The following is a 25,844-nucleotide window of genomic DNA, read 5'->3' on the forward strand; positions in this document are numbered from 1 at the left end:
GACCCGGCACCAGGTGCCGGGATGCCGAGCCGACCGTCCGGCCCGGAGGCCGTCCTAGACGTCGCCGCCGAGGTAGGCGGCCTTGACGGCCGGGTCGTCCGCGAGGTCCTTGCCCGTGCCCTCACGGACGATCTCGCCCGTCTCGAGGATGTAGGCGCGGTGCGACCTCTTGAGCGCCTGCGCGGCGTTCTGCTCGACGAGCAGCACGGTGGTGCCCTGGCTGTTGATCTCCGTGACGATGTCGAAGATCTGCTTGATCAGCTTCGGCGCAAGACCCATCGACGGCTCGTCGAGCAGCAGCAGCTTCGGCTTGGCCATGAGCGCGCGGCCCATCGCGAGCATCTGCTGCTCACCGCCCGACATCGAGCCGGCGGCCTGGTTGCTGCGCTCCTTGAGCCGCGGGAAGAGCTCGAAGACCCGGTCGAGGTCGTCCTTGACGGCCTTGCTCTTGCGGTCCGGACGGGCATACGTGCCCATCTCGAGGTTCTCCATGACGGTCATGCCGACGAAGCACCCACGGCCCTCGGGCGACTGCGAGATGCCGAGGACCGGCCGCTCGTGCGACGGCAGGTGCGTGATGTCCTTGCCGTCGAAGACGACGGACCCGGCGCGCACGGGGCGCAGACCGGAGACCGTCTTCATCGTCGTCGTCTTGCCCGCACCGTTGGCGCCGATGAGGGTGACGATCTCACCCTCCTCGACGGTGAAGCTGATGTCGCGGATGGCCTCGATGCGCCCGTAGTTGACGCACAGGCCCTTGACCTCAAGAAGCATCTTCCTCATCAACTCCCAGGTAGGCGGCGATGACCGCCGGGTTGTCGCGGATCTCCGCGGGCGAGCCCTCGGCGATCTTGCGGCCGAACTCGAGCACGACGATCCGGTCGGTCACGCCCATGACGAGCTTCATGTCGTGCTCGATGAGCAGCACCGTGTAGCCCTGGTCGCGGATCGTGCGGATCAGCTCCATCAGCTTGGCCTTCTCGGCCGGGTTGAAGCCGGCCGCCGGCTCGTCGAGGCAGAGCAGCTGTGGACTCGTGGCCAGGGCGCGCGCGATCTCGAGACGACGCTGGTCGCCGTACGGGAGGTTGCGGGCCAGCTCGTCGGCCTTGCCGTCGAGCCCCATGAACGTCAGCAGCTCCATGGCCCGGGCATAGCCCTGGGCCTCCTCCCGGCGGTGCTTCGGCAGGCGGAACATCGCCGAGACGACCCCGGTCGAGTGGTGCGCGTCGACCCCGACGAGGACGTTCTCGAGCGCCGTCATGTTGGCGAAGAGGCGGATGTTCTGGAACGTGCGCGCGATCCCGAGCTTCGTGATCGCGAACTTCTTGCGCTTGCCCAGCGGCTTGCCGAGGTAGCGGACGCCACCCGAGGTGGGCTGGTAGACGCCGGTCATGACGTTGAAGCACGTCGTCTTGCCGGCACCGTTGGGCCCGATGAGGCCGAGGATCTCGCCCTTGTTGATGTGGAAGCTCACCTCGTTGAGGGCCACGACACCGCCGAAGCGGAGGGTGACCTCGTCGACCTCGAGCAGTCGCTCGCCCTCGGACACGACGGGGACGCCGATGTCCTCGGGGGCGATGTCGACCTCGGGGTTGATCTCGGTGACCTCGTCGGCCGGGTCGGCGAGCGTGCGCTCCCCGGCCGGTTCGGCGAGCGTGCGCTCCCCGGCCGGTTCGGCGAGCGCGCGCTCCTCGGCGGGCTCGTCACCCGTGGCGGGTCGTGTGGGGTCAGACATGGGCTTCTCCTTCCTCGAGGACGGCCTGTCTGTCGTCGGCCCGCTTGGCGCGGACCGTGCGCCGCGGGGGCAGCAGCCCCTGAGGACGGAAGATCGCCAGCAGCATCAGGGCGAGACCGAAGACGAGCACGCGGAAGTCCGCGAACTCACGGAAGCGCTCCGGGAAGTAGGCGACGACGATCGCACCGACGATGACGCCCCAGCGGTTGCCGGCGCCACCGACGACGACGGCGGCGAGGAACAGGATCGACAGCAGCAGCTGGAAGCTGTCCGGCGAGATGAAGCCTGCCTTCGTCGCGAAGAGCGCACCCGAGAGGCCACCGATGGCAGCGCCGAGGGCGAAGGCGAGGAGCTTGAACCGGAAGGTCGGCACACCCATGAGCTCGGCGGCGTCCTCGTCCTCACGCGTGGCCTCCCAGGCACGACCGACCCGGCTGCTCTTGACGAGGATGTCGAAGAGCAGGACGAGCCCGATGATGCCGAGGGCGAGCCAGTAGTACGGCACGAAGTCGTTGATCCCGAACTTGAGGAACGTCGAGGTCGTGTCGAGGTCGACGACCGGGGTACCGCTGCTCCAGTCGATGCTCGGGACCTCGAACAGCTCGAGGCCGGGCGGCTTCGGGATGTCGGAGATGCCCTGGGCGCCGCCCAGCCACTGCGAGTTGACGAGCGTCAGACGGACGATCTCACCGAAGCCGAGCGTCACGATGGCGAGGTAGTCGCCGCGCACGCGCAGGGTCGGAGCACCGAGGATGATGCCCGAGATCATCGCGACGACGATCGCGATGGGCACGACGACGATCCACGACATGTGGGCGTGCTCCGAGGTCAGGACACCGACCGTGTAGGCGCCGATCGCGTAGAACCCGACGTAGCCGAGGTCGAGCAGTCCGGCGTAGCCGACGACGATGTTGAGGCCGAGGGCGACGAGCACGTACGTCGCGACCGTGAAGAGGACGCCACCGAAGTCGGAGCCCTCGGTCGTGATGAACGGGATGTTGAGCAGCGGGAGGAGGAACAGGAAGATCGCGAAGAGCACCCAGAGGGCGATCTTGACGGCCTTCGGCAGGGTGTCGACCCGCTCCTTGAACCCCGGCGAGGACGGCTTGCGAGCCGCCGGGGCTGACGTCGAGGTGCTCATGCGCGCGCCTTTCCGAGGGACTCACCGAGCAGGCCGGTGGGTCGGAAGAGCAGGATCAGGACGAGGAGCACGAAGGCCACGACGTCCTTCCACTGCGAGCCGACGACGGCGGAGCCGTAGTTCTCGGCCAGCCCGAGGATGAAGCCACCGAGCAGCGCGCCGCGCAGGTTGCCGATGCCGCCGAGGACGGCCGCGGTGAACGCCTTGACGCCGAGGATGAAGCCGGCGTCGTAGCGGGTGATGCCGATCTTCAGCATGTAGAAGACGGCTGCGGCACCGGCCATGACGCCACCGACGAGGAACGTCACCTGGATGACGCGGTCGCGGTTGACACCCATGAGGGCGGCGGACTCGGGGTCCATCGCGACGGCGCGGATGCCGCGGCCGAGGCGTGAGCGCTTCACGAACTGGTCGAGGACGACCATGATGACGATGGCTCCGACGATGACGAACACGTCGACGTTCGTCACGTTGTAGCCGCCGATCGTGAAGATCGGCTGCGGCGCGATGATCGTCGGCATGCCCGCGTTGTTGCGCGAGTTGCGGACGTAGTCGCGCAGGTTGTCGTCGAGGCCGACCCAGCCGGTGATGCGGCTGCGCAGACCCATGATCTCCGCGAGGACGAACGAGGCGCCGATCGCCGAGATGAGCGCGATGAGCGGTGGCGCGTTGCGTTTGCGGAGGGGCCGGTAGGCCACCCGTTCGAGCAGCACGGCGATGAAGCCGGACATCGCCATGGCCGCCACGAACATCATGGCGACCCAGAAGACGACCTGCCCGACGCCGGCACCGGGTCGGCCCCCGAGGAGCATGACGACCCACAGCGCCGCGAAGGTGCCGTACATGAACACCTCGGAGTGGGCGAAGTTGATGAGGCGCAGGACGCCGTAGACGAGGGTGTAGCCGAGGGCCACGAGCGCGTAGACCGCGCCGATCGTCAGGCCCGTGATGGTGTACGCGAAGAAGTTGTCGATCAGGTTCTGCATCCAAGACCTCCTGGGCCGGGTGCGGTGGACGGGACCAGAGCTCGCGCGTCAACCGAACGGAGGGGCGGTCGGAGCGTACTGCCCCGACCGCCCCCCTTCGATGACGTTCGCGCTACTTGATCTCGCCGGTGCCGACGATCTTGCCGCCCTCGACCTTGTAGGCGAAGACCTTGATGTCGGCGGACTCGCCCTTGTCGTCGAACTTGAGCTGCTTCGTCACGCCCTTCTTGTCGTACGCCTTGACGAAGTCGACCATGCTCGCGCGGTCCTTGCCGGCGGCGATGCCGTCGAGCAGGATCGTGGCGGAGTCGTAGCCCTCACCGGAGTAGGTGTTGGGGTCCTCGTTGTACTTCGCCTTGTAGGCGGCCTGGAAGTCCGGGGCCACGTCGGCCGGGACGCACGGGCACGTGATGATGGTGCCCTCGGCGGCGTCCTTGGCGTTGTCGATGAAGGACTGGTCCTTGACGCCGTCGGCCACGACGAACGTGCCCTTCCAGCCGGCGTCGCGCAGCTGCTTGATGAGCGGCGCGGCCTCGGGCGAGTAGCCACCGAAGAACAGAGCGTCGGCGCCCGAGCTCGTCACCTTGGTGACGGAGGCGCTGAAGTCGGTCTGCTTCTGCTGGATGGTGTCGTTGCCGGCGACCTGGGCGCCGAGATCCTGACGGACGATGTCGGCCAGGCCCTTGCCGTACTCGGACGCGTCGTCGATGACGAAGGTCTTCGTCGACTTGACGGTGTCCTTGATGTACTTGGCGGCCGCGGGACCCTGCGTCGCGTCGTTGCCGAGCGCGCGGAAGAACGTCTTCCAGCCGTTGGAGGCAAGAGCCGGGTTGGTCGCGGACGGCGTGATGGTGACGAGGCCGGCCTCGTTGAACGCCGGGTCGGCGGCCTTGGACTCACCGGAGAACGCGGGACCGACGATGCCGACGACCTTCTTGTCGTCGATGGCCTTCTTGGCCAGGGCCGGAGCCTGCGTCGGGTCACCCTGCGAGTCGTAGTTCTCGAGCGTGACCTTGCAGTCCGCGTGCTTCTTGTTGTAGTCGTCGAGGGCGAGGTTCACGCCGTTCTGGATGTAGATGCCCAGGTTGGCGTTCGGGCCGGTGAGGGCGCCGAACATGCCGATCTTGTAGTTGCCGCAGGCTGCAGCACCACCGCTGGCGGCAGGTGTCTCAGTGTCGCCACCCTTGGTGCCACAGGCGCCGAGGGCAAGCGCTGCGACCGCGAGCGGCACAGCGAACTTGAGGGTAGAACGCACGGGTGTCCTCCTGATGTCACACATCCCTCGGTCGAGGGCTGACTGGAGACTAAGCCCCACCCTGCGCCGGGGTCACGGGAAACTCGCGATGAGTGACCGTGTCGTGACCTGTTCGGGACGTGCTCCCGGAGGATGTGCGGTCGAGGATGCGTCAGGACGCCGGAAAGCCGTTGATGACGGCCTCGGCGACCTCCTTCATCCCGAGGCGGCGGTCCATCGCGGTCTTCTGGATCCAGCGGAAGGCGTCGGACTCGCTCAGCTTGAGCTGGGTCATGAGCACACCCTTGGCACGGTCGACGAGCTTGCGCGTCTCGAGGCGCTCGCCGAGGTCGGCGATCTCGGCCTCGAGCGCCTTGAGCTCCTGCCAGCGCGAGGTCGCGATGTCGATGGCGGGGCGCAGGTCGTCGGCGGTGAACGGCTTGACGATGTAGGCCATGACGCCGGCGTCGCGGGCGCGCTCGACGAGCTCGGTCTGCGAGAAGGCGGTGAGCATGATGACGGGGCACAGCTTGGCCTCGTGGAGCTGCTCGGCGGCCGAGAGCCCGTCGAGGACGGGCATCTTGACGTCCATGATGACGAGGTCGGGCTTGACCTCCTTGGCGAGCTCGACGGCCTGCTCGCCGTTGCTCGCCTGGCCGACGACGTCGTAGCCCTGCTCCCCGAGCATCTCGACGAGGTCGAGACGGATGAGCGCCTCGTCCTCGGCGACGAGGATGCGGGTGGCCCCGCTGACCGGCGCAGCGGCGCCGGCGTCCTCGGGTGCCGGCGTCGCCTCGGGGACGGCCGGGGCCGCGGAGGCCGCGGAGGCATCGGCGGCGGTGGCGGGGGTCGGCCTGGGGGTCGTGCTCTCGTCAGTGCTCACGGGCAAAGCGTAGCCGGGGCCACGTTTCCGGCGCGTTTCGGGACCGTCGACCCGGCAGTCGCGCCGGGGCGGGCGCGGTCGTGGGCGCCCAGGGTGCCGAGGGCGGGACTCGAACCCGCACGGCCTTGCGGCCAGAGCATTTTGAGTGCCCCGTGTCTGCCATTCCACCACCCCGGCCGGAGTGCCGCGCCAGCATACCCGTGACGACGCGGGAGCCGCGGCCGCCGGCCGCGCCGCACTCCCCCGGACACACGTATGCCGCCGGGCGGGCCCGGCGGCATACGTCATCGGTCGCTTCTGGCGAGCCGTGCGTGACGTGCGTGACGTGCGGTAGCACGCCTCAGCTCGTGACCTCCTCCGGCCGGTAGGCCGGGGCCGCACGGTTGACGGCGTCGCCGACCCGGTGCACGCGCAGCGCGTTCGTCGAGCCGGGGATGCCGGGGGGCGACCCGGCGACGATGACGACGCGGTCGCCCTCGGTGACGCGGCCCTCGGGGATCAGCTTGAGGTCGACCTGCATGGCGAACTGGTCGGTGTGGTGCATGCGCGGCACGAGGTAGGTCTCGATGCCCCAGACCAGCGCGAGGCGCGAGCGGACGCGGGGCTCGGAGGTGAAGGCGAGCATGGGCAGGCGCGGACGGATGCGGGCCATCCGCGTGGCCGACCCACCCGTCTCCGTGAAGGTGATGAGGAACTTCGCCCCGACGACCTCGCCGATCTCGGCCGCGGCCTTGGTCACCGCTCCCCCGACCGTCTTGGGGTTGGTCTTCATCCGGGCGATCTTGTCGTAGCCGTGCACCTCGGTGGACTCGATGATGCGCGCCATGGTGCGCACCGAGTCGATCGGCCAGGCACCGACGGACGTCTCGCCCGACAGCATGAGCGCGTCGGCGCCGTCGAGGACCGCGTTGGCGGCGTCGGACGCCTCGGCGCGGGTCGGGCGGGGGTTCTCGATCATCGACTCGAGCACCTGCGTGGCGACGATGACCGGCTTGGCCTCGCGGCGGGCCAGCTCGATGGCGCGCTTCTGCACGAGCGGGACGTCCTCGAGGGGCATCTCGACGCCGAGGTCGCCGCGGGCGACCATGATGCCGTCGAACGCCGCGACGATGCCCTCGAGGTTGTCGACGGCCTGCGGCTTCTCGATCTTGGCGATGACGGGGATGCGCTCGCCGAACTCGTCCATGATCGCGTGCACGTCGACGATGTCGTCGGCCGAGCGGACGAACGACAGCGCGATCATGTCGACGCCGAGGCGCATGGCGAAGCGGAGGTCCTCGCGGTCCTTGTCGGACAGGGCCGGGACGCTGACGGCGACACCCGGCAGGTTGATGCCCTTGTTGTTGCTGACCTGACCGCCGATGACCGTCTCGGTGAGCACGTCGGTGTCGGTGACCTCGACCGCGCGGAGCATGACCTTGCCGTCGTCGATGAGCAGGACGTCGCCGGGAGTCACGTCTCCGGGCAGCCCGTCGTAGGTGGTCCCGACGATCGTGTCGTCGCCGTCGACCGCGCGGGTCGTGATGGTGAAGCGCTGGCCGGGGCTCAGCGTGACCGGACCGCCGGAGAAGCGACCGGTGCGGATCTTGGGGCCCTGGAGGTCGACGAGGATGCCGACGGCTCGGCCGGACGCGTCGCTGGCGGCGCGGACGTCGCGGTAGACCTGCTCGTGCACGGAGTGGTCACCGTGGGAGAGGTTGAGGCGGGCGACGTCCATGCCGGCGTCGACGAGGGCGCGGAGCTGGGTGGGCGATGAGGTCTTGGGTCCGATCGTGCAGACGATCTTGGCGCGACGCATGCTTCAACCTTATGGGTGCTGTGACGTGGGTCACCACACGGGTTCGTCCAGTGGGACGCCCCGCGGCGTCGTCGGCGCGGGCTCCGTTGTGGCTCAGGGTGATCATGAGCGTATGCCGTGTCGCCGAGGTGGCGACACGGCATACGCCAGGGTGCGGCGGGGTGGCCGGATGCCGGCCGGTGGTCAGACCGTGACCGGGCGGTCGCTCGGGCCGATCGGACGCGGGAGCGAGCTGGACCCGGTGAGCCACGCGTCGACGCCGGCGGCCGCGGCGCGGCCCTCGGCGATGGCCCAGACGATGAGCGACTGGCCACGACCGGCGTCGCCGGCGACGAAGACGCCGGGGACCGAGCTCATGAAGTTCTTGTCCCGCTGGACGTTGCTGCGCTCGTCGAGGGCGACGCCGAGCTGCTCGACGACACCCGGGCCCTGCGGACCGAGGAAGCCCATCGCGAAGAGGACCAGCTGCGCCGGGATCTCGCGCTCGGTGCCGGGCTTGGACGTCGGGCGGCCGTCGACGAACTCGACCTCCGTCAGGCGCAGCGCGGAGACGTTGCCGTCGTCGTCACCGACGAACTCCGTCGTGCTGACGGCGTAGAGGCGCTCGCCGCCCTCCTCGTGGGCGCTCGCGACGCGGTAGAGCATCGGGTAGGTCGGCCACGGCTGGTTGCCCGGCCGGTCCTCCCCCGGCTGCGGCATGATCTCGAGGCTCGTGACGGACGCCGCGCCCTGGCGGTGCGCGGTGCCGATGCAGTCGGCGCCGGTGTCACCGCCGCCGATGACGATGACGTGCTTGTCGGTGGCGAGGATCTGGCCCTCGACCTGCTCGCCGAGCGCGGCCCGGTTGCCCTGCGGGAGGTAGTCCATCGCCTGGTGGATGCCTCCGAGCTGACGGCCCGGCACGTCGAGGTCGCGCGGGACCGTGGCCCCGAGGGCGAGCACGACGGCGTCGTAGCGGTCGCGGAGCTGTCGGCCCGTGATGTCGACGCCGACGTTCATCCCGTTGCGGAAACGGGTTCCCTCGGCCGTCATCTGGTCGAGTCGCCGGTCGAGGACCGACTTCTCCATCTTGAACTCGGGGATGCCGTAGCGCAGCAGCCCCCCGGGCTTGTCGGCCCGCTCGAAGACGGCGACGGTGTGGCCCGCGCGCGTCAGCTGCTGGGCCGCGGCGAGGCCGGCGGGGCCCGACCCGACGACGGCGACCGTCTTGCCCGAGAGCCGCTCGGGCGGGAGCGGCGTGACGAGACCCTCGTCGAAGGCCCGCTCGATCGTCGTGACCTCGACCTGCTTGATCGTCACGGCAGGCTGGTTGATGCCGAGCACGCACGCGGTCTCGCAGGGCGCCGGGCAGAGACGGCCCGTGAACTCCGGGAAGTTGTTCGTCGCGTGGAGCCGCTCGATGGCGTCGGACCAGTCACCGCGCCAGGCGAAGTTGTTCCACTCGGGGATGAGGTTGCCGAGCGGGCAGCCGGAGTGGCAGAACGGGATGCCGCAGTCCATGCAGCGCCCGGCCTGGCGCTGGAGCTGCCCGAGCTCCTGCTCCTCGTAGACCTCCTTCCAGTCCCGGATGCGCACGGGGACGGGGCGGCGGGCCGGGAGCTCGCGCTCGCGGGTGGTGAGAAAGCCTTGGGGGTCAGCCACGGGAAGCCTCCATGATCCGGTTCCACACTTCGGGTCCGTCGAGGTCGAGGCCCTGCGCCTCCGCCTCGGCCCGGACGTCGAGGACACGCTGGTAGTCACGCGGGAGCACGAGCGTGAAGCGCTCGCGCGCGGCCGCCCAGTCGTCGAGCAGGGCTTGCGCGACCGGCGACTCGGTCCACCTGACGTGTCCCTCGAGCAGCTCGCGGAGCGGCTTCTCGTCGTCGGGTCGCAACGGCAGGAGGTCGACCATCTCGCGGTTGACGAGATCGGCGTCGAGGTCGAGGACGTAGGCGACGCCGCCGGACATGCCGGCCGCGAAGTTGCGACCGGTCCGACCGAGCACGACGGCCGTGCCACCCGTCATGTACTCGCAGCCGTGGTCACCGACGCCCTCGACGACCGCGTGCGCGCCGGAGTTGCGCACGCAGAAGCGCTCGCCGACGATGCCGCGCAGGAAGAGCTGGCCGGTCGTCGCGCCATAGGCGATGACGTTGCCGCCGATGACGTTCTGCTCGGCCACGAGCGAGGCGTCACGGTGCGGCCGGACGGCGACGCGGCCACCGGAGAGGCCCTTGCCGACGTAGTCGTTGGCGTCACCGAAGAGCTGCATCGTGACCCCCGCCGGCAGGAAGGCCCCGAAGGACTGCCCACCGGAGCCGGTCATCGTCAGCTCGATCGTGTTGTCGGCGAGACCGTGCGGGTGCGCCTTGGTGACGTGGTGCCCGAGCATGGTGCCGACCGTGCGGTTGACGTTGCGGACGGCGATCTCGGTGCGCACCGGCTCACCGGTCTCGATGGCCGACAGGGCGCGGCTCAGCAGCTCGTTGTCGAGGGCCTTGTCGAGGCCGTGGTCCTGCGTGGCCGACTGGTGGAGCGTGCCACCGGTCGGGTTGTCGGCGACGGCGAGGATCGGGCTCAGGTCGAGACCCGACGCCTTCCAGTGCGCGATGGCCTTGTCGAGGTCGAGGCTGCCGACCTGGCCGACGGCCTCCTCGATCGAGCGGAAGCCGAGCGAGGCGAGGTGCTCTCGCACCTCCTCGGCGATGTACTCGAAGAAGGTCTCGACGAACTCCGGCTTGCCGGAGAAGCGCGAGCGCAGCTCGGGGTTCTGGGTCGCGATGCCGACCGGACAGGTGTCGAGGTGGCAGACGCGCATCATGATGCAGCCCGAGACGACGAGCGGCGCGGTGGCGAAGCCGAACTCCTCGGCGCCGAGCAGCGCGGCCACGACGACGTCGCGACCGGTCTTGAGCTGCCCGTCGACCTGGACGACGATGCGGTCGCGCAGGCCGTTGAGCACGAGGGTCTGCTGGGCCTCGGCGAGGCCGAGCTCCCACGGCGCACCGGCGTGCTTGAGCGAGGTGAGTGGCGAGGCGCCCGTGCCGCCGTCGTGGCCGGAGATGAGCACGACGTCGGCGTGCGCCTTGGACACGCCGGCCGCCACGGTGCCCACGCCGATCTCGGAGACGAGCTTGACGTGGATGCGGGCCGCCGGGTTGGCGTTCTTGAGGTCGTGGATCAGCTGCGCCAGGTCCTCGATCGAGTAGATGTCGTGGTGCGGAGGCGGCGAGATGAGGCCCACGCCCGGCGTCGAGTGCCTCGTCTTGGCCACCCACGGGTAGACCTTGTGGCCGGGCAGCTGTCCGCCCTCGCCGGGCTTGGCGCCCTGGGCCATCTTGATCTGGATGTCGTCGGAGTGGGTGAGGTAGAGGCTCGTCACACCGAAGCGTCCGGACGCGACCTGCTTGACGGCCGAGCGGCGCTCGGGGTCGAGCAGGCGGTCGATGTCCTCACCGCCCTCGCCGGTGTTGGAGCGACCGCCGAGGTGGTTCATCGCGATCGCGAGGGTCTCGTGCGCCTCCTTGGAGATCGAGCCGTAGCTCATCGCGCCGGTGTTGAAGCGCTTGACGATCTCGCTGACCGGCTCGACCTCCTCGATCGGCACGGGCAGGCGGCCGGTGACCCCAGTCGGCCGGAAGCCCATGAGACCGCGCAGCGTCATGAGGCGCGACGTCTGGTCGTCGATGCGCCCGGTGTACTGCTTGAAGATGTCGTAGCGACGCTGGCGCGTCGAGTGCTGGAGGCGGAAGACCGTCTCGGGGTCGAAGAGGTGCGGCTCGCCCTCGCGTCGCCACTGGTACTCGCCACCGACCTCGAGGGTGCGGTGCGGCTGGTGGACGCCGTCCGGCGGGTAGGCCCGGGCGTGGCGCTCGGCCGTCTCGCGGGCGATGACGTCGAGACCGACGCCGCCGAGCTGGCTGACCGTGCCGGTGAAGTAGCGGTCGACGAGCGGCTGCGCCAGGCCGATGGCCTCGAAGACCTGCGCCCCGCGGTAGGAGGCGACGGTCGAGATGCCCATCTTGGACATGACCTTGAGGACGCCCTTGCCGAGTGCCTTGATGAGGTTGGCGACGGCCTTCTCGGCCGTGACGCCCTCGATCTCGCCGGCCCGGACGAGGTCTTCGACGGTCTCCATGGCGAGGTACGGGTTGACGGCAGCGGCCCCGAAGCCGATGAGCAGGGCCACGTGGTGCACCTCGCGCACGTCGCCCGCCTCGACGAGCAGGCCCACCTGGGTGCGGGTCTTCTCGCGGATGAGGTGGTGGTGCACGGCGGCCGTGAGCAGCAGCGACGGGATGGGCGCGAGGTCACGGCCCGAGTCACGGTCCGAGAGCACGACGAAGCGGGCTCCGCGGCGGATCGCCTGCGAGACCTCGGCGAAGATCTCCTCGAGGCGGTCGCGCATGGCGGCCGCTCCCCCGGTGACGTCGTAGAGGCCGCGGACGACGTGCGTGGCGTAGCCGGGCAGGTCGCCGTCGGCGTTGATGTGCACGATCTTGGCGAGCTCGTCGTTGTCGATGACGGGGAAGTCGAGGACGAGCTGGCGGGCGTGCGACGGCGTGGCCGACAGCGCGTTGCCCTCGGGGCCCATGTAGGTGCCGAGGGAGGTGACGAGCTCCTCGCGGATCGCGTCGAGCGGCGGGTTGGTGACCTGCGCGAAGAGCTGGGTGAAGTAGTCGAAGAGCAGCCGCGGCCGCGACGACAGGACGGCAATGGGCGTGTCGGTGCCCATCGAGCCGAGCGCCTCGCCGCCCGAGCGGGCCATCGGCGTCAGCAGGATGCGCAGCTCCTCGGCGGTGTAGCCGAACGTCTGCTGACGTCGAGCGACCGAGGCCGCGGTGTGCACGATGTGCTCGCGCTCCGGGAGGTCCTCGAGACGGATGAGGCCCGCGTGCAGCCACTCGGCATACGGCTTGGCGGCGGCGAGCTGGCTCTTGATCTCCTCGTCGCTGACGATCCTCCCGTGCTCGGTGTCGACGAGGAACATCTTGCCGGGCTGCAGCCGGCCCCGCTGGACGATCGTCTCGGGGTCGAGCTCGAGCACGCCGGACTCCGACGCCAGCACGACGAGGCCGTCGTCGGTGACGGTGTAGCGGCCGGGGCGCAGGCCGTTGCGGTCGAGGACCGCGCCGACGAGCGTGCCGTCGCTGAAGCAGACGTTGGCCGGCCCGTCCCATGGCTCCATGAAGGTCGAGTGGAACTCGTAGAACGCCTTGCGGGCGGGGTCCATCGTGGCGTGGTTCTCCCACGCCTCGGGGATCATCATGAGCACGGCGTGCGGGAGCGAGCGACCACCGAGGTGGAGCAGCTCGAGCACCTCGTCGAAGCTCGCCGAGTCGGACGCCTCCGGCGTGCAGACCGGGAAGATCCGCTCGAGGTCGCCCGGGATGATGTCGGACGTCAGGAGGCTCTCGCGGGCGTGCATCCAGTTGCGGTTGCCCTTGACGGTGTTGATCTCGCCGTTGTGCGCGATGAACCGGTACGGGTGCGCGAGGGGCCACGACGGGAACGTGTTGGTCGAGAAGCGCGAGTGCACGAGCGCGAGCTCGCTCTTGAACCGCGGGTCGGACAGGTCGGGGAAGAACGGCTCGAGCTGCCCGGTCGTGAGCATGCCCTTGTAGACGATGGTGCGCGAGCTGAGCGAGGCGAAGTAGACGTCGACCTCGTGCTCGGCACGCTTGCGCAGGCAGAAGGCGAGCCGGTCGAGACCGAGGGCCACCTGGCGACCGATCGAGCTGCTGACGAAGAGCTGCTCGAAGAACGGCATGCAGTCGCGTGCGACCGTGCCGACGAGGTCGGCCTCGACGGGGACCTCGCGCCAGCCGAGCACCTTGAGGTTCTCGGCGACCGCGATCTCCTCGATGCGGGCCTTGGCGGCCGCGCGCTCGATGGGGTTCTGGGGCAGGAAGGCGATGCCGGCGGCATACGCCCCGCTGTTGGGGAGCGTGAAGGGGACGCTCGCCCGGAAGAACTCGTCGGGGACCTGCGTCAGGATGCCCGCGCCGTCACCGACGAGCGGGTCGGCGCCCGTGGCGCCACGGTGGTCGAGGTTGCGCAGCGCCGTGAGGGCGTGGTCGACGATGTCGTGACCTGCCGTCCCCCGCATCGTCGCGATGAGGGCGACGCCGCAGGCGTCGTGCTCGAACTCGCGTCGGTAGAGACCGGAGTTCTCCGGGTGTGCACTGAAGAGGGCACGGGTGCGGGTGTGCGGCGGCATCTTCACCGTCCTTCTGCTGGGTCCCAGGCGGGCGACCGCGACGGGGCCACGCGACATGACTGAGGGCATGTGGACGGCACTGGCCACAGGCGTTGCTGACGACGATATCGGAGGGACCGCTCGTCCTACCTGTTGATACGGCGGATTCCGAATCGTGAGACGCCGTGCTCACGTCCACGGTCGGGACGTGACGCAGACCGCATCAGGACTGCGCCGGACGGTCCACCTTCGACGCGGTGTCCGCGGTGTCGTTCGGCCGGTCGGCGACGGTCTCCGCCGAAGGATCTTCGGGGCCGTCGGCGCCCGGGCGCTCGCCCGCCTCGGTGGCCTGCTCACCCTGCTCGGCCTGCTCGTCGCCGTGGTCGGGCCGGTCACTGCCCTCGGCGAGGGCCGGGTCGTCCGGAGCGGTCGGGACGGGGGGCTGCTCCATCCGGCCGAAGTGCCGCCACAGGTAGACGCCGAGGAGGAAGACGAGGATCGAGACCCACGTGTTGACGCGCTGCCCGAGGATGAGGTTGGCCGAGTCGGTGCGCATGTTCTCGATGACGATGCGGCCGATCGGGTAGCCCATGACGTAGGCCGCGAAGACCTGGCCCGCCTTGAGCGGGCGGTGGTGGCCGAGCCAGATGAGGAAGGCCGCGAGCAGCAGGCACCAGAGGGCCTCGTAGAGGAAGGTGGGCTGGAAGTAGCCCTTGACGACCGGGTTGCCCTGCGCGTCGACGACGGCGCGACCGAGCGAGGTGTCCCACTCGTAGATGCGCAGCCTCCACGGCAGGTCGGTGGGCGCTCCGTAGATCTCGTTGTTGAACCAGTTGCCGAAACGGCCCATCGCCTGGGCGATCGCGAGACCGGGAGCCGCCGCGTCGACGAAGTCACGGAAGGCGACGCCGTTCTTGCGGCAGCCGATCCACGCGCCGACGGCGCCGAGCGCCACGGCGCCCCAGATGCCGAGCCCGCCCTCGTAGATGGCGAACGCCTTCCACGGGTCGCCGTTCTCGCCGAAGTACGGCTGCGGCGTCGTGATGAGGTGGTAGATCCGTCCGCCGACGATGCCGAACGGCACCGCCCACGCCGAGATGTCGATGGCGATGCCCTTGCGGTGACCACGGGCCTCGAGACGCTTCTGCGTCAGCCAGACCGCGACGACGATGCCGGCGAGGATGCACATGGCGTAGCCGCGGATCGGCAGCGGGCCGAGGTGCCAGACCCCGACGCTCGGCGACGGGATGTCGGCGGGCAGGGCGGCGCCCAGTGCGGCGGGGACGCCCGCGAGCACGCTCATGACCGGCCCCGACGGACGCCGTCGGCGAGCTCACGGGCCAGGGCGCCGAGCGCCTCGAGACCCTGCTCCTCGGAGTCGGCCTCGGTGAGGCAGCGCACGAGCGCCGAGCCGACGATGACGCCGTCGGCGTAGCGGCCCACCTGCGCGGCCTGGTCGCCGGTGGAGACGCCGAGCCCGACGCAGACGGGCAGGTCGGTGTGCTCGCGGGTGCGGGAGACGAGCGCGTCGGCGGCCTCGCCGACGCTGGCGCGCGCGCCCGTGACGCCCATGACGGCGGTCGCGTAGACGAAGCCGCGGCACTGGGCGGTCACGGCCTCGAGGCGCTCGGGCGTCGAGCTGGGCGCGACGAGGAAGACCTTGTCGAGGTCGTGGGCGTCGGCGGCAGCGATCCAGTCGCCGGCCTCGTCGGGGATGAGGTCGGGCGTGATGAGCCCGGCTCCCCCGGCCGCCGCGAGGTCGGCGGCGAAGCGCTCGACGCCGTAGCGCAGGACGGGGTTCCAGTACGTCATGACGAGCGCACCGGCGCCGGCGGCCGAGACCTCACGGGCCGCGGTGAAGATGTCGGTCAGGTGCACCCCGGCGGCCAGGGCGCGCACGGCGGCGTCCTGGATGACGGGGCCGTCCATCACGGGGTCGCTGTAGGGCACCCCGATCTCGACGATGTCGACGCCGGAGTCGACGAGGACCTTCATCGCGGCGATCGACCCCTCGACCGACGGGAAACCGACGGGGAGGTAGCCGATGAGCGTGGCGCGGTCGTCGGCGCGGCACTTCTCGATGATCGTGGCGACGCTCACTGCTGCACTCCCATGCCCTTGGCGCCGTCGTCGTCGGGCAGGCGCGCCGACCCGTCGTCGCCGATGAGGCCGAACCACTCGGCGGCCGTGTGGACGTCCTTGTCGCCGCGGCCCGAGAGGTTGACGAGCAGCACGGCGTCGGGGCCGAGCTCGCGTCCGACCTTCATCGCGCCGGCGAGCGCGTGGGCGCTCTCGATGGCGGGGAGGATGCCCTCGGTGCGCGAGAGCAGCGAGAACGCCTCCATCGCCTCGACGTCGGTGACGGGGCGGTACTCGGCCCGCCCCGACTCGAGCAGGTGGGCGTGCTCCGGACCGACGCTGGGGTAGTCGAGACCGGCCGAGACGCTGTGCGACTCGACGGTCTGGCCGTCCTCGTCCTGCATGACGTAGGTGAAGGCGCCGTGGAGCACGCCGGGGATGCCGGCCGAGAAGCGCGCGGCGTGCTTGCCGGACTCGACGCCCTCGCCACCCGCCTCGAAGCCGATCAGCCGGACGGCGCGGTCGTCGATGAAGCGGTGGAAGATCCCCATCGCGTTGGAGCCGCCGCCGACGCAGGCGAGGACGGCGTCGGGCAGTCGACCGACGAGGTCGAGGACCTGCTGGCGCGCCTCCACCCCGATGACGCGGTGGAAGTCGCGGACCATCTCCGGGAAGGGGTGGGGCCCGGTCACCGTGCCGAGGACGTAGTGCGTCGTCGACACGTTGGCGACCCAGTCGCGGAACGCCTCGTTGACGGCGTCCTTGAGCGTCTTGCTGCCGTTGTCGACCGGGACCACCTCGGCGCCGAGCAGGCGCATCCGGGCCACGTTGAGCGCCTGGCGCTCGGTGTCCTTGCGGCCCATGTAGACGACGCACTCGAGACCGAGCAGGGCTGCCGCGGTCGCCGTCGCGACGCCGTGCTGGCCCGCGCCGGTCTCGGCGATGACGCGGGTCTTGCCCATCCGCTTGGTCAGCAGCGCCTGGCCGAGCACGTTGTTGATCTTGTGCGAGCCGGTGTGGTTGAGGTCCTCGCGCTTGAGGATCACGCGGGCTCCGCCGCAGTGCTCGGCGAAGCGCGGCACCTCGGTGATGATGCTCGGCCGCCCCGTGTAGGTGCGCTGGAGGCGCTCGAGCTCGCCGACGAACTCCGGGTCGACGACGGCCTTGCGCCAGACCTCCTCGAGCTGCTCGAGGGCGGGGATGAGCGCTTCGGGGACGTAGCGTCCGCCGAAGCCCCCGAAGCGGCCGTATGCCGGCACGTTGGATGTCGTGGTCATGCTCACTCTCCTGCCGCGCCGGGGCGGGCCGTGGCCCGGACCGCGGTCGCGGCGTCGATGAAGCCGCGGATCGCGGCCTCGGGGGCGCCGTCCTTGACGAGGGCCTCGCCGACGAGCACGGCGCCGGCTCCGGCGCGCACGTAGGCGGCGACGTCCTCGGGGCCACCGACACCGGACTCGGCCACGCCGACCACGCCCTCGGGCACGCGGGGCAGCAGATCGGTCACGGTGCGGGGGTCGACCTCGAGGGTCTTGAGGTTGCGGGCGTTGACGCCGACGAGCGCGGGGTCGAGCGCGAGGGCCCGGTCCAGCTCGGCGGCGTCGTGGACCTCGACGAGCGCGGTCATGCCGAGCTCGCGGGCCTGGTCGTGCAGGTCACGCATGAGCGCGTCGTCGAGAGCCGCGACGATGAGGAGGATGAGGTCGGCGCCGTGGGCCCGGGCCTCGGTCACCTGGTAGGCGTCGACCATGAAGTCCTTGCGCAGCAGGGGGGTCCGGACCGCCGCGCGCACCTCGTCGAGATCGGCGAGGCTGCCGGAGAACCGGCGCTCCTCGGTGAGCACGCTGATGGCGCTCGCTCCCCCGGCGGCATACGACCGCGCGAGCAGGCCGGGCTCGGGGATCTCGGCGAGCGCACCCTTGCTGGGGCTGGACCGCTTGACCTCGGCGATGACGGCGACGCCCTCGGCGGAGCGGATGCCCGGCATCGGGTCGAGCGCCGGAGGGACCGAGGCGAGGCGCGCCTCGAGGTCCGGGAGCGACAGCGCGGCACGACGGCGCCCGAGATCCTCGCGGACGCCGCTGATGATCCCGTCGAGAACCGTCGGCACTGCTCTCAGCTCTTGCCGATGGTGTCGGCGCCCGCCTCGTCGGGGGCGTCGACGATCGAGCCCGCCTGCGCGTGGTGGCCGTTGCTGCCGTAGCCGGCCATGGACATCGTCTTGCCCGCTGCGACCCCGGCGACGATGACGGCGGCACCGATGATGCCGAGCAACAGGCTGGGGATGACGACGGCCACGGACGCGATGGCCGTGCCGAGCAGGATGATCCCGACCCCGGTCCAGGCGGCGGTGCTGTGACCGTGGTCCTCGTGCTGCTCTTCCATGGCGTCCTCTCTGGTCCGGTCGGCTCCACTCTCGTGCGGGCCGACGACGTTCATTCTGTCAGGTCTCGTCGGGGGCGTCGCGCAGGGTCGGGTCCCGGCCCTCGGACAGCTCGTCCCACGTCGTGCGGACCTCTCCCCGGGGCCCGCTCGCGGGCTTGTCGCCCCGCTCGTAGCGACCGGAGAGGCCGGCCCACGTGCGGCTCGACACGGCGGCGAGCACGGAGCCGAGGACCAGCAGGACCGCCGCGGCGACGGCGAGCCAGACCCAGACGGTGCTCGCCCCGGTGGCGGCCGGCGCCGTCGTGCGGGCGAGCTCGCGGGCGACGGCGTCGGCCACGGTGTCGACGGGGCGCAGGGCCACGAGGAGCGTCATCGCCAGCGCCCCGAGCGAGGCGAGCACGATGACGGCGGCGGCGACGGCGCGGATGACCCGACCGCCCGTCATGAGGCCGAGCAGCGCGACGACGCAGACGACCGTCAGGCCGACGACGCCCGGTGCCGCGGTGCCGCCGGTCACGTCGGTGACCGCCTGGCTGAGGACGTCCTTGGACTCACCACTGGCCCACGTGCGCGTCGTGAGGCCGAGCAGCAGGGCCGCGGGCACGAGGACGACGAGGGCCGCGCGCTTCTTGTCGAGCGCGACGGGCCGGGCGTCGGACGAGGTGCCGGACGGGGTGCCGGACGGGGTGCCGGAGGTCATGGGCGGTGCTCCCCCAGCGGTCGCAGGCCCGCGGCGGCGGCCACGGCGCGCAGGGCGGCGGCGGCCTTGTTGACCGTCTCCTCGTACTCGAGGTGCGGCACCGAGTCGGCGACGATGCCGGCGCCGGCCTGGACGTGCGCGAGCCCGTCCTTGATGAGGGCGGTGCGGATCGCGATGGCCATGTCGAGGTCGCCGGCGAAGTCGAGGTAGCCGACGACGCCGCCGTAGAGGCCGCGGCGCAGCCCCTCGTAGGCGTCGATGAGCGCCATGGCCCGCGGCTTCGGCGCCCCGCTCAGGGTCCCGGCGGGGAACGTGGCGACGAGCGCGTCGTAGGCGCTCTGGTCGTCGCGGAGGTCACCCACGACCGTCGACTCGATGTGCATGATGTGGCTGTAGCGCCGGATCGACATGAAGTCGACGGTGTCGACGGTGCCGGCGCGGCAGATGCGCTGGAGGTCGTTGCGGGCGAGGTCGACGAGCATGAGGTGCTCGGCGCGCTCCTTCGCGTCGCCGAGCAGCTCCTCGGCCAGGTGCGCGTCGTGGTCGGGGCTCTTGCCACGCGGGCGCGACCCGGCGATCGGGTGCGTGATGGCCTGGCGCCCGGTCACCTTGATGAGGGCCTCGGGGCTCGAGCCGACGATGTCGTAGGCCGTGCCGTCGGGGTGGGGCAGCCGCAGGAGGTACATGTAGGGGCTGGGGTTGCTGACCCGCAGGGCGCGGTACACGTCGAGGGCGTCGGCGCGGCAGGGCACGGTGAAGCGCTGCGAGACGACGATCTGGAAGGCCTCGCCGGCGCGGATCGCCTCCTTGGCCTCCTCGACCATCTCCTCGTACTCGGTCTGCGTGTGGCTGCTCGTCGGGTTGCTCGGGGTGGGCTCGATCGTGGCCACGGTGCTCGGCGCAGGGGCCGCGAGCTCGTCGGTCATCCGGTCGAGGCGGCTGACGGCGTCGGCCCACGCGTCCTCGATGCGCTCGTCGGTCGCGTCGTGGTTGACGGCGTTGGCGATGAGCAGCAGGGACCCGTCGCTGTGGTCGAAGACGGCGAGGTCGGTGGCGAGCATCATCGCCACCTCCGGCAGGTCGAGCTCGTCGCGACCGCCGTCGGGGACCTTCTCCCAGCGCCGGACGGCGTCGTAGGTGATGGCGCCGACGAGGCCCCCCGTCAGGGGCGGCAGACCGGGCGTCCGGGGCGTGGCGAGGGCGGCGACGGTGTCGCGGACCGCTGCGGTCGGGTCGCCGTCGGTGGGCAGCCCGACCGGCGGCTCGCCGATCCAGTGGACGCGGCCGTCCTTTTCCGTCAGCGTCGCGGCGCTCCGGGCGCCGACGATCGAGTAACGCGACCACACTCCGCCGTGCTCCGCCGACTCGAGCAGAAAGGTGCCCGGGGCGTCCTTGGCGAGCTTGCGGTACACGCCCACCGGCGTCTCCGCATCGGCGAGCACCCGCCGCACGACGGGGATGACACGTCGGTGCTCGAGGGCGAGCTCGGTGAAGACCTCGAGGCTCGGCCACGTGCGGCCCCACGCGAGGTCGGCGTGTGGCGCGGGCGCGGCGGCGAGCGAGGTGTTCGAGTCGGGCACCGAGCCATTCTGGCCCACTCGGTGGTATGCCGTGTCCCCGCCTCACCCGTCGAGCACCACCCCCGCTCCCGAACCCACCTCGAGCGAGCGCGCAGCCACGGACGCTGCGCGTAACCACCGACGAGCGAGCGCCACCTCCGGAGCCGGCGGGACGGAGCGCTCACTCGAGTGGGACGGAGCGCTCACTCGACGTGGGGGGTCTGGCTGTGGCGGTGGGGTCAGGCGGTGGCGTCAGGCGGTGGGGGGTCAGGCGGTGGGGGTCGGTTCGCCGACGGTGGCGGGGAGGACCCGCGCGTCGAAGCACGTGCGGTCCCCGGTGTGGCAGGCCGCGCCGACCTGGTCGACGGTCACGAGGAGGGCGTCCCCGTCGCAGTCGAGGCGCACGCCCTTGACCCACTGCACGTGGCCGCTCGTGTCGCCCTTGCGCCAGTACTCCTGCCGGCTGCGGGACCAGAAGGTCACGCGGCCCTCCCCGAGTGTGCGACGCAGGGCCTCGTCGTCCATCCAGCCGACCATGAGCACGTCTCCCGTGTCGTGCTGCTGCACGACCGCGGCGACGAGGCCGTGCTCGTCACGCTTGAGCAGCTCGGCGATCTGCGGGTCGAGCGTCGTGGGGTCGGGGATCGGGTCGAGGGCGTCGGTCACCCACCCATTGTGCCGGGCCACCCGTCAGCCTTCCGGTCCGGACCCGGTCCGGACCCGGGCCGAACCGGACCGCCCGGACCTACGATCGGCGGGTGGTGACCGACCGAGCGACCCGGGCCGTGCTCCTGCTCCCGAGCCCGCTCCTGCCGGGCTCGGTCCACGACGGCCTGCGCGACGCCCTCGGTCGCCACCGCCTCGAGGCCTCCGTCGCCCCGGCACGACTCGACCGGGGCGAGGGGGCCGTCGACCTCGTCACGCGCTGGCTGCACCTCGTCGGTCCCGGCACGGTCCTCGTCGCCCACAGCAACGCCGGCTACCTCGCACCGCTCGTCCGCGCGGCCGGCGACGCACCGCCTCCGGTCGTGTTCATGGACGCAGCGCTTCCTCCGGCCGACGGGTCGTGCGCTCTCGCTGCGGCCCCGTTCCGCGCCTGGCTGGCGACGCTCGCCGACGCCGAGGGGCTGCTCCCGCCGTGGACCCGGTGGTGGCCGCGGACCGACCTCGAGGAGGCGCTGCCCGCGGACCGTCTCGACGCCGTCGACTCGGTCTGCCCGCGCCTGCCGCTGGCCTACTTCGACACCGAGGTGACGGCGCCTCCCGGATGGGTCGACGGGCCCAACGCATACCTCGCCTTCGGCGACACGTACGGGGACGAGCGGGCCTTCGCCGAGCGCCACGGCTGGCCCGTCGCCGACCTCGAGGGGTCGCACCTGTGCTTCGTCACCGAGCCGGACGACGTGGCCTCGACCATCGCCTCGCTCGTGGAGCGGCTCAGCGCGTAGGAGCGGTCAGACCGCCTGCTGCTGGGCGACCCACGACTCGTGGAGCTTGGAGTAGACGCCTCCGAGGCGGACGAGCTCCGTGTGGTGGCCGCGCTCGACGATGCGCCCGGCGTCGACGACGATCACCTCGTCGGCGGCCTGGGCCGTCGAGAGCCGGTGCGCGATCGCGATGGACGTGCGGCCACGGGTCAGCGAGTCGAGGGCGCGCTGGATGCGCACCTCCGTGCTCGGGTCGACGGCCGACGTCGCCTCGTCGAGGACGAGCAGGTCGGGGTCGGCGAGGTAGGCGCGAGCCAGGGCCACCAGCTGCCGCTCGCCGGCCGAGAGCGACTCGCCGCGCTGGCCCACGTCGGTGGCCAGCCCGAGCGGCAGGGTCGAGACCCACGGGTCGAGGCCGAGCTCGGTGAGGGTGAGCCGTACGTCCTGCTCGCTCGCCTGGGGCCGCCCGAAGCGGATGTTGTCGAGCAGGGTGCCGTCGAAGAGGAACCCCTCCTGCGGCACGAGCACGACGCGCGACCGCAGGGACGAGAAGCGGATCGTGCGCAGGTCGACACCGTCGAGGAGGACCTGGCCGCTGCTGGAGTCCATGAGCCGCGTGAGCAGCTTGGCGAGGGTCGACTTGCCCGAGCCGGTCTCGCCGACGATCGCGACGCGGCTGCGCGGCGCGATGGTGAGGTCGATGTCGTGGAGCACGGGAGCCCCACCGGGGTAGGCGAACCCGACCTCGTTGAACTGGACGGTGATCGGTCCGCGGGGCAGCGTCACGCCTTCGTCGCCGGGGTCGGAGACGTCGGCCGGGGTGTCGATGATGCCGATGACCCGGCGCCAGCCGGCGACGGCGTTCTGCATCTCGTTGAGGATCTCGGTCGCCTGCTGCACCGGCTGGGTGAAGAGGTTGACGAGGAAGAGGAAGGCGAGCAGCTCACCGAGCGTCAGGCTGCCGCGCGCGGCCAGCACGGTGCCCACGACGAGGACGACGGCCGTGGTCAGCCCGGAGACGAGCTGGCCGGACGTGAAGGCCACGACCGAGCGGGCCTGCGCGCCGATGGCGGCCTTGCGGTGGGCCTCGACCGCGGCGTCGATGCGCTCGGCCGTGCGGTCCTCGACGCCGTAGGCGCGGATGGCCTGGGCCCCGACCACGGCCTCGGAGATGGCGCCCAGCATGTCGCCGACCCGCTCGCGGACCGTGGTGTACGCGCGCCCGACGATGCCCTGGAACTTGCGGATGATGACGAAGAGCGGCACGAAGCAGAGCCACACGACGAGGCCGAGCAGCGGGCTGTAGACGACCATGAGGACCGTCGCGAGCGTGATCTGCGCGATGTTGATGAGGAGCATGAGCCCGCCGAACTGCACGAACATCGAGATCGTGTCTACGTCGGAGGTCACGCGGGAGACGAGCGACCCGCGGCGCTCGGTGTTCTGGGTGAGCATCGCGAGGTCGTGGATGTGACGGAACGCCTTGAGGCGCAACGTCGCCAGGCCGTTCTCGGAGGACCGGAAGAGGCGGATGTTGACGAAGTAGGCGGACACCGCCGTCACGGCGACGCCGACGAGGGCGATGCCGATGTAGACGGCGACGACCTGGGTGTCGGGGCCGCCCTCGGCGAGGATGCCGTTGTCGGTGATGCGCTGGACGACGAAGGGCACGAGCACCCGGCCGAGGGTCGAGAGCACGGCGAGCAGCACCGTGACCCAGATGCCCTTGCGCAGCTCGGGTGAGAGCTCGACACCCCGACGCAGCGTCTGCCACGTCGTCATCTCCTTGCCCGTGGCGACACCGTGGTGCTCGACGAGGACCTGGGACCGCATGCTCATCGGGAGACCTCCTCGGCCGCGTCGGCGCCACGGCCGTGGTCGTCGAGCTCCTCTGCGGCCGCGATGGCCTCGCGCTCTGCCGCCTCGCGGGCGTATGCCGTGACGAGCCTCTCGTAGCCGACGCACCGGCCGAGCAGCTGCTCGTGGGAGCCGTGGTCGACGACGCGTCCGCCCTCCATGTAGACGACCTCGTCGGCGAGCAGGATCGTGGCCATGCGGTAGGCGACGACGAGGACGGTCGTGCCCGAGCTCGCCTCACGCAGTCGGGCGAGGATGGCCTGCTCGACGCTGGGGTCCACGGCCGAGGTGGCGTCGTCGAGGACGAGCAGCTGGGGCTCGCGGATGACGGCGCGGGCCAGGGCGATGCGCTGGCGCTGCCCGCCCGAGAGGCTGGCGCCGCGCTCGCCGACGTGGGTCTCGAGACCGTCGGGCAGGCGCTCGACGAAGCCGGCGCCCTGCGCGACGTGCAGCGCACGCCAGACGCTCTCGTCGTCGTGCTCGGCCCCGAGCGTGATGTTGCCGCGCACGCTGTCGTCGAACATGAACGTCTGCTGCGCGACGAGTGCGGCGACGTCGCTGACGCCACCATGGCGAACCTGTCGCAGGTCGACGCCGTCGACGAGCACGGCTCCCGAGTCGGGGTCCACGAGCCGCATGACGAGGTTGGTCAGCGTCGACTTGCCGCTGCCGGTGGGCCCGACGATCGCGACGGTGGCGCCGGGCGCGACGTCGAGCGTCACGTCGACGACCGCGGGGTTGAGGTCGGGCTCGCCCGTCTCGGACTCGATCTCGTAGGCGTACGCGAGGCGCTCGGCCTGCAGGTGGCTCGCGGCGCCTCGCGGCAGCGACCGGTCACCGAAGGTCATGCTGCCCGTCGCGTCCAGGACGGCCGAGACGCGATTCCACCCGACGACGGCCCGCGGCAGCTCGGCGAGGACCCACCCGAGCGCACGGACGGGGAAGGCGAGGATGGAGAAGAGGTAGGCGATCTGGACGACCTGGGCGGCCGTGATCTGGCCGCTGCTGACCCGCAGGGTGCCGACGAAGAGCACGGCGAGCGTGCCGATCGTCGGGATGGCCTCGATGGCGGGGTCGAACCGGCCGCGGGTGCGGCCGACCTCGATGTTGGCGTCGCGCAGCTCGTGGGTGACGACGCGGAAGCGCTCGGCCTCGTGGTCCTCACGACCGAGCGACTTGACGATGAGGGCCGCCTCGAAGCTCTCGTGCGCGACCTCCGAGACGTCGGCGCGCAGCTGCTGCGCGCGGGTGACCCGCGGTGACATGGCCCGCTGGAAGGCGACGTTGGCCAGGAAGAGCATCGGAAAGACGGTGAGCCCCACCAGCGCGAGCCAGGGGTCGACGATGACCATCTGGACGATGCCGAAGACGAGCATGACGACGACACCGAGGGCCATCGGCAGCGGCGCGAAGATGTTCCACGTCGCCTCGACGTCGGCGTTCGCGTTGGAGAGCAGCTGACCGGACGGGTGCTTGTGGTGCCAGCTGAGCGGGAGCCGGAGGTACTGGCGGGTGACCTGGCGGCGGTACATCGCGCCGAGGTTGTACATCGCGACGCCGCCGGCGATGCGGCGGCCGATGACGCCGATGATCGTCGTCAGCACGACCGCGGCCATGACACCGCCGATGAACCACAGCTGGGACGCGGTGACGTAGCCGGCCTCGATGGCGGGCGAGACGGCGTGCTGCACGACGAAGCCGATGGCCGCCGCCGTCAGGCTCGTCATGACGCCGTAGACGACGCTGCCGACCACGGCGAGGGAGAACCAGCGCGGCTGGCCCTTGATGCCCCGACCGATGACGGCGAGACCCTCCCGAAGGGTCGAGGTGGGCGGGACGTTCACGGTGTGCTGCTCCCCTGGTGACGTACTCTGTTGTCGACCCC

Annotated in this window: 20 protein-coding genes and 1 tRNA gene; 1 reads left to right on the forward strand and 20 read right to left on the reverse strand. The window is 71.0% G+C overall.

Going from position 1 to position 25,844, the window contains the following annotated elements:
- Window positions 1–54: 54 nt before the first annotated feature.
- The 18 genes from ACSQ2D_RS12085 to hisI all read right to left on the reverse strand — a co-directional run bounded on the left by ACSQ2D_RS12085 (window position 55) and on the right by hisI (window position 21,341).
- The gene (locus ACSQ2D_RS12085) at window positions 55–774 is read right to left on the reverse strand and encodes an ABC transporter ATP-binding protein (RefSeq protein ID WP_435987852.1); all 720 of its coding nucleotides are present in this window, start codon (window positions 772–774) and stop codon (window positions 55–57) included.
- Window positions 764–1,735, reverse strand: coding sequence for an ABC transporter ATP-binding protein (locus ACSQ2D_RS12090; protein ID WP_435986188.1), 972 nt, complete (start codon window positions 1,733–1,735; stop codon window positions 764–766). Before ACSQ2D_RS12090 ends, ACSQ2D_RS12085 begins: the two co-directional genes overlap by 11 nt.
- Window positions 1,728–2,876, reverse strand: a complete 1,149-nt coding sequence (locus ACSQ2D_RS12095) for a branched-chain amino acid ABC transporter permease (RefSeq protein ID WP_435986189.1) — start codon at window positions 2,874–2,876, stop codon at window positions 1,728–1,730. The genes ACSQ2D_RS12090 and ACSQ2D_RS12095 overlap by 8 nt, the downstream gene beginning before the upstream one ends.
- Complete coding sequence (locus ACSQ2D_RS12100) at window positions 2,873–3,862, reverse strand: branched-chain amino acid ABC transporter permease (RefSeq protein ID WP_435986190.1); 990 nt, start codon at window positions 3,860–3,862, stop codon at window positions 2,873–2,875. Before ACSQ2D_RS12100 ends, ACSQ2D_RS12095 begins: the two co-directional genes overlap by 4 nt.
- A gap of 112 nt (window positions 3,863–3,974) precedes the next feature.
- On the reverse strand, window positions 3,975–5,117 hold the full coding sequence (locus ACSQ2D_RS12105; RefSeq protein ID WP_435986191.1) for a branched-chain amino acid ABC transporter substrate-binding protein: 1,143 nt from the start codon (window positions 5,115–5,117) through the stop codon (window positions 3,975–3,977).
- 151 nt (window positions 5,118–5,268) lie between these two features.
- On the reverse strand, window positions 5,269–5,979 hold the full coding sequence (locus ACSQ2D_RS12110; protein ID WP_435986192.1) for an ANTAR domain-containing response regulator: 711 nt from the start codon (window positions 5,977–5,979) through the stop codon (window positions 5,269–5,271).
- 94 nt (window positions 5,980–6,073) lie between these two features.
- Window positions 6,074–6,156: transfer RNA gene (locus tag ACSQ2D_RS12115), tRNA-Leu, on the reverse strand.
- A 163-nt stretch (window positions 6,157–6,319) separates the two neighbouring features.
- A complete protein-coding gene (pyk, locus tag ACSQ2D_RS12120) occupies window positions 6,320–7,777 on the reverse strand; it encodes a pyruvate kinase (RefSeq protein WP_435986193.1) in 1,458 nt (485 codons plus the stop codon).
- Between the two features lie 183 nt (window positions 7,778–7,960).
- On the reverse strand, window positions 7,961–9,418 hold the full coding sequence (locus ACSQ2D_RS12125; RefSeq protein ID WP_435986194.1) for a glutamate synthase subunit beta: 1,458 nt from the start codon (window positions 9,416–9,418) through the stop codon (window positions 7,961–7,963).
- Window positions 9,411–13,976, reverse strand: a complete 4,566-nt coding sequence (gltB, locus tag ACSQ2D_RS12130; protein WP_435986195.1) for a glutamate synthase large subunit — start codon at window positions 13,974–13,976, stop codon at window positions 9,411–9,413. The genes ACSQ2D_RS12125 and gltB overlap by 8 nt, the downstream gene beginning before the upstream one ends.
- A 202-nt stretch (window positions 13,977–14,178) precedes the next feature.
- Window positions 14,179–15,258, reverse strand: coding sequence for a prolipoprotein diacylglyceryl transferase (gene lgt / locus ACSQ2D_RS12135; protein ID WP_435986196.1), 1,080 nt, complete (start codon window positions 15,256–15,258; stop codon window positions 14,179–14,181).
- On the reverse strand, window positions 15,255–16,055 hold the full coding sequence (gene trpA, locus ACSQ2D_RS12140) for a tryptophan synthase subunit alpha (RefSeq protein WP_435986197.1): 801 nt from the start codon (window positions 16,053–16,055) through the stop codon (window positions 15,255–15,257). The genes lgt and trpA overlap by 4 nt, the downstream gene beginning before the upstream one ends.
- Window positions 16,052–17,311 carry a tryptophan synthase subunit beta gene (trpB, locus tag ACSQ2D_RS12145; protein WP_435986198.1) on the reverse strand — a complete coding sequence of 420 codons (1,260 nt, stop codon included), beginning with the start codon at window positions 17,309–17,311 and terminating at the stop codon, window positions 16,052–16,054. Before trpB ends, trpA begins: the two co-directional genes overlap by 4 nt.
- Window positions 17,312–17,313: 2 nt before the next feature.
- Window positions 17,314–18,141: an indole-3-glycerol phosphate synthase TrpC gene (trpC, locus tag ACSQ2D_RS12150; RefSeq protein WP_435986199.1), complete on the reverse strand. Its 828-nt coding sequence runs from the start codon at window positions 18,139–18,141 to the stop codon at window positions 17,314–17,316.
- 5 nt (window positions 18,142–18,146) lie between these two features.
- A complete protein-coding gene (locus ACSQ2D_RS12155; protein ID WP_435986200.1) occupies window positions 18,147–18,416 on the reverse strand; it encodes an HGxxPAAW family protein in 270 nt (89 codons plus the stop codon).
- A 58-nt stretch (window positions 18,417–18,474) separates the two neighbouring features.
- Window positions 18,475–19,116, reverse strand: a complete 642-nt coding sequence (locus tag ACSQ2D_RS12160) for a Trp biosynthesis-associated membrane protein (RefSeq protein ID WP_435986201.1) — start codon at window positions 19,114–19,116, stop codon at window positions 18,475–18,477.
- Window positions 19,113–20,696, reverse strand: a complete 1,584-nt coding sequence (locus ACSQ2D_RS12165; RefSeq protein WP_435986202.1) for an anthranilate synthase component I — start codon at window positions 20,694–20,696, stop codon at window positions 19,113–19,115. The genes ACSQ2D_RS12160 and ACSQ2D_RS12165 overlap by 4 nt, the downstream gene beginning before the upstream one ends.
- Window positions 20,697–20,942: 246 nt before the next feature.
- Window positions 20,943–21,341, reverse strand: a complete 399-nt coding sequence (hisI, locus tag ACSQ2D_RS12170; protein WP_435986203.1) for a phosphoribosyl-AMP cyclohydrolase — start codon at window positions 21,339–21,341, stop codon at window positions 20,943–20,945.
- Between the two features lie 92 nt (window positions 21,342–21,433).
- On the opposite strand from hisI, the gene ACSQ2D_RS12175 reads away from it, so the two are divergent.
- On the forward strand, window positions 21,434–22,123 hold the full coding sequence (locus tag ACSQ2D_RS12175; RefSeq protein WP_435986204.1) for a hypothetical protein: 690 nt from the start codon (window positions 21,434–21,436) through the stop codon (window positions 22,121–22,123).
- Between the two features lie 6 nt (window positions 22,124–22,129).
- Here ACSQ2D_RS12175 and ACSQ2D_RS12180 read toward each other — a convergent pair whose 3' ends face one another.
- Window positions 22,130–23,941, reverse strand: coding sequence for an ABC transporter ATP-binding protein (locus ACSQ2D_RS12180; protein WP_435986205.1), 1,812 nt, complete (start codon window positions 23,939–23,941; stop codon window positions 22,130–22,132).
- Window positions 23,938–25,803 carry an ABC transporter ATP-binding protein gene (locus ACSQ2D_RS12185; RefSeq protein ID WP_435986206.1) on the reverse strand — a complete coding sequence of 622 codons (1,866 nt, stop codon included), beginning with the start codon at window positions 25,801–25,803 and terminating at the stop codon, window positions 23,938–23,940. Before ACSQ2D_RS12185 ends, ACSQ2D_RS12180 begins: the two co-directional genes overlap by 4 nt.
- Window positions 25,804–25,844: the final 41 nt, after the last annotated feature.

It is taken from the genome of Terrabacter sp. LjRoot27, from assembly GCF_964254175.1.
Taxonomy (GTDB): domain Bacteria; phylum Actinomycetota; class Actinomycetes; order Actinomycetales; family Dermatophilaceae; genus Terrabacter.

What these genes read in the sequence shown, in the direction of transcription:
- lgt (WP_435986196.1), bottom strand. Translation starts at nt 15,258, where the DNA reads ATGAGCGTGCTCGCGGGCGTCCCCGCCGCACTGGGCGCCGCCCTGCCC.
- ACSQ2D_RS12085 (WP_435987852.1), bottom strand. Translation starts at nt 774, where the DNA reads ATGCTTCTTGAGGTCAAGGGCCTGTGCGTCAACTACGGGCGCATCGAG.
- ACSQ2D_RS12090 (WP_435986188.1), bottom strand. Translation starts at nt 1,735, where the DNA reads ATGTCTGACCCCACACGACCCGCCACGGGTGACGAGCCCGCCGAGGAG.
- ACSQ2D_RS12160 (WP_435986201.1), bottom strand. Translation starts at nt 19,116, where the DNA reads ATGACCTCCGGCACCCCGTCCGGCACCCCGTCCGGCACCTCGTCCGAC.
- gltB (WP_435986195.1), bottom strand. Translation starts at nt 13,976, where the DNA reads ATGCCGCCGCACACCCGCACCCGTGCCCTCTTCAGTGCACACCCGGAG.
- ACSQ2D_RS12100 (WP_435986190.1), bottom strand. Translation starts at nt 3,862, where the DNA reads ATGCAGAACCTGATCGACAACTTCTTCGCGTACACCATCACGGGCCTG.
- ACSQ2D_RS12095 (WP_435986189.1), bottom strand. Translation starts at nt 2,876, where the DNA reads ATGAGCACCTCGACGTCAGCCCCGGCGGCTCGCAAGCCGTCCTCGCCG.
- pyk (WP_435986193.1), bottom strand. Translation starts at nt 7,777, where the DNA reads ATGCGTCGCGCCAAGATCGTCTGCACGATCGGACCCAAGACCTCATCG.
- trpB (WP_435986198.1), bottom strand. Translation starts at nt 17,311, where the DNA reads ATGACCACGACATCCAACGTGCCGGCATACGGCCGCTTCGGGGGCTTC.
- ACSQ2D_RS12180 (WP_435986205.1), bottom strand. Translation starts at nt 23,941, where the DNA reads ATGAGCATGCGGTCCCAGGTCCTCGTCGAGCACCACGGTGTCGCCACG.
- ACSQ2D_RS12155 (WP_435986200.1), bottom strand. Translation starts at nt 18,416, where the DNA reads ATGGAAGAGCAGCACGAGGACCACGGTCACAGCACCGCCGCCTGGACC.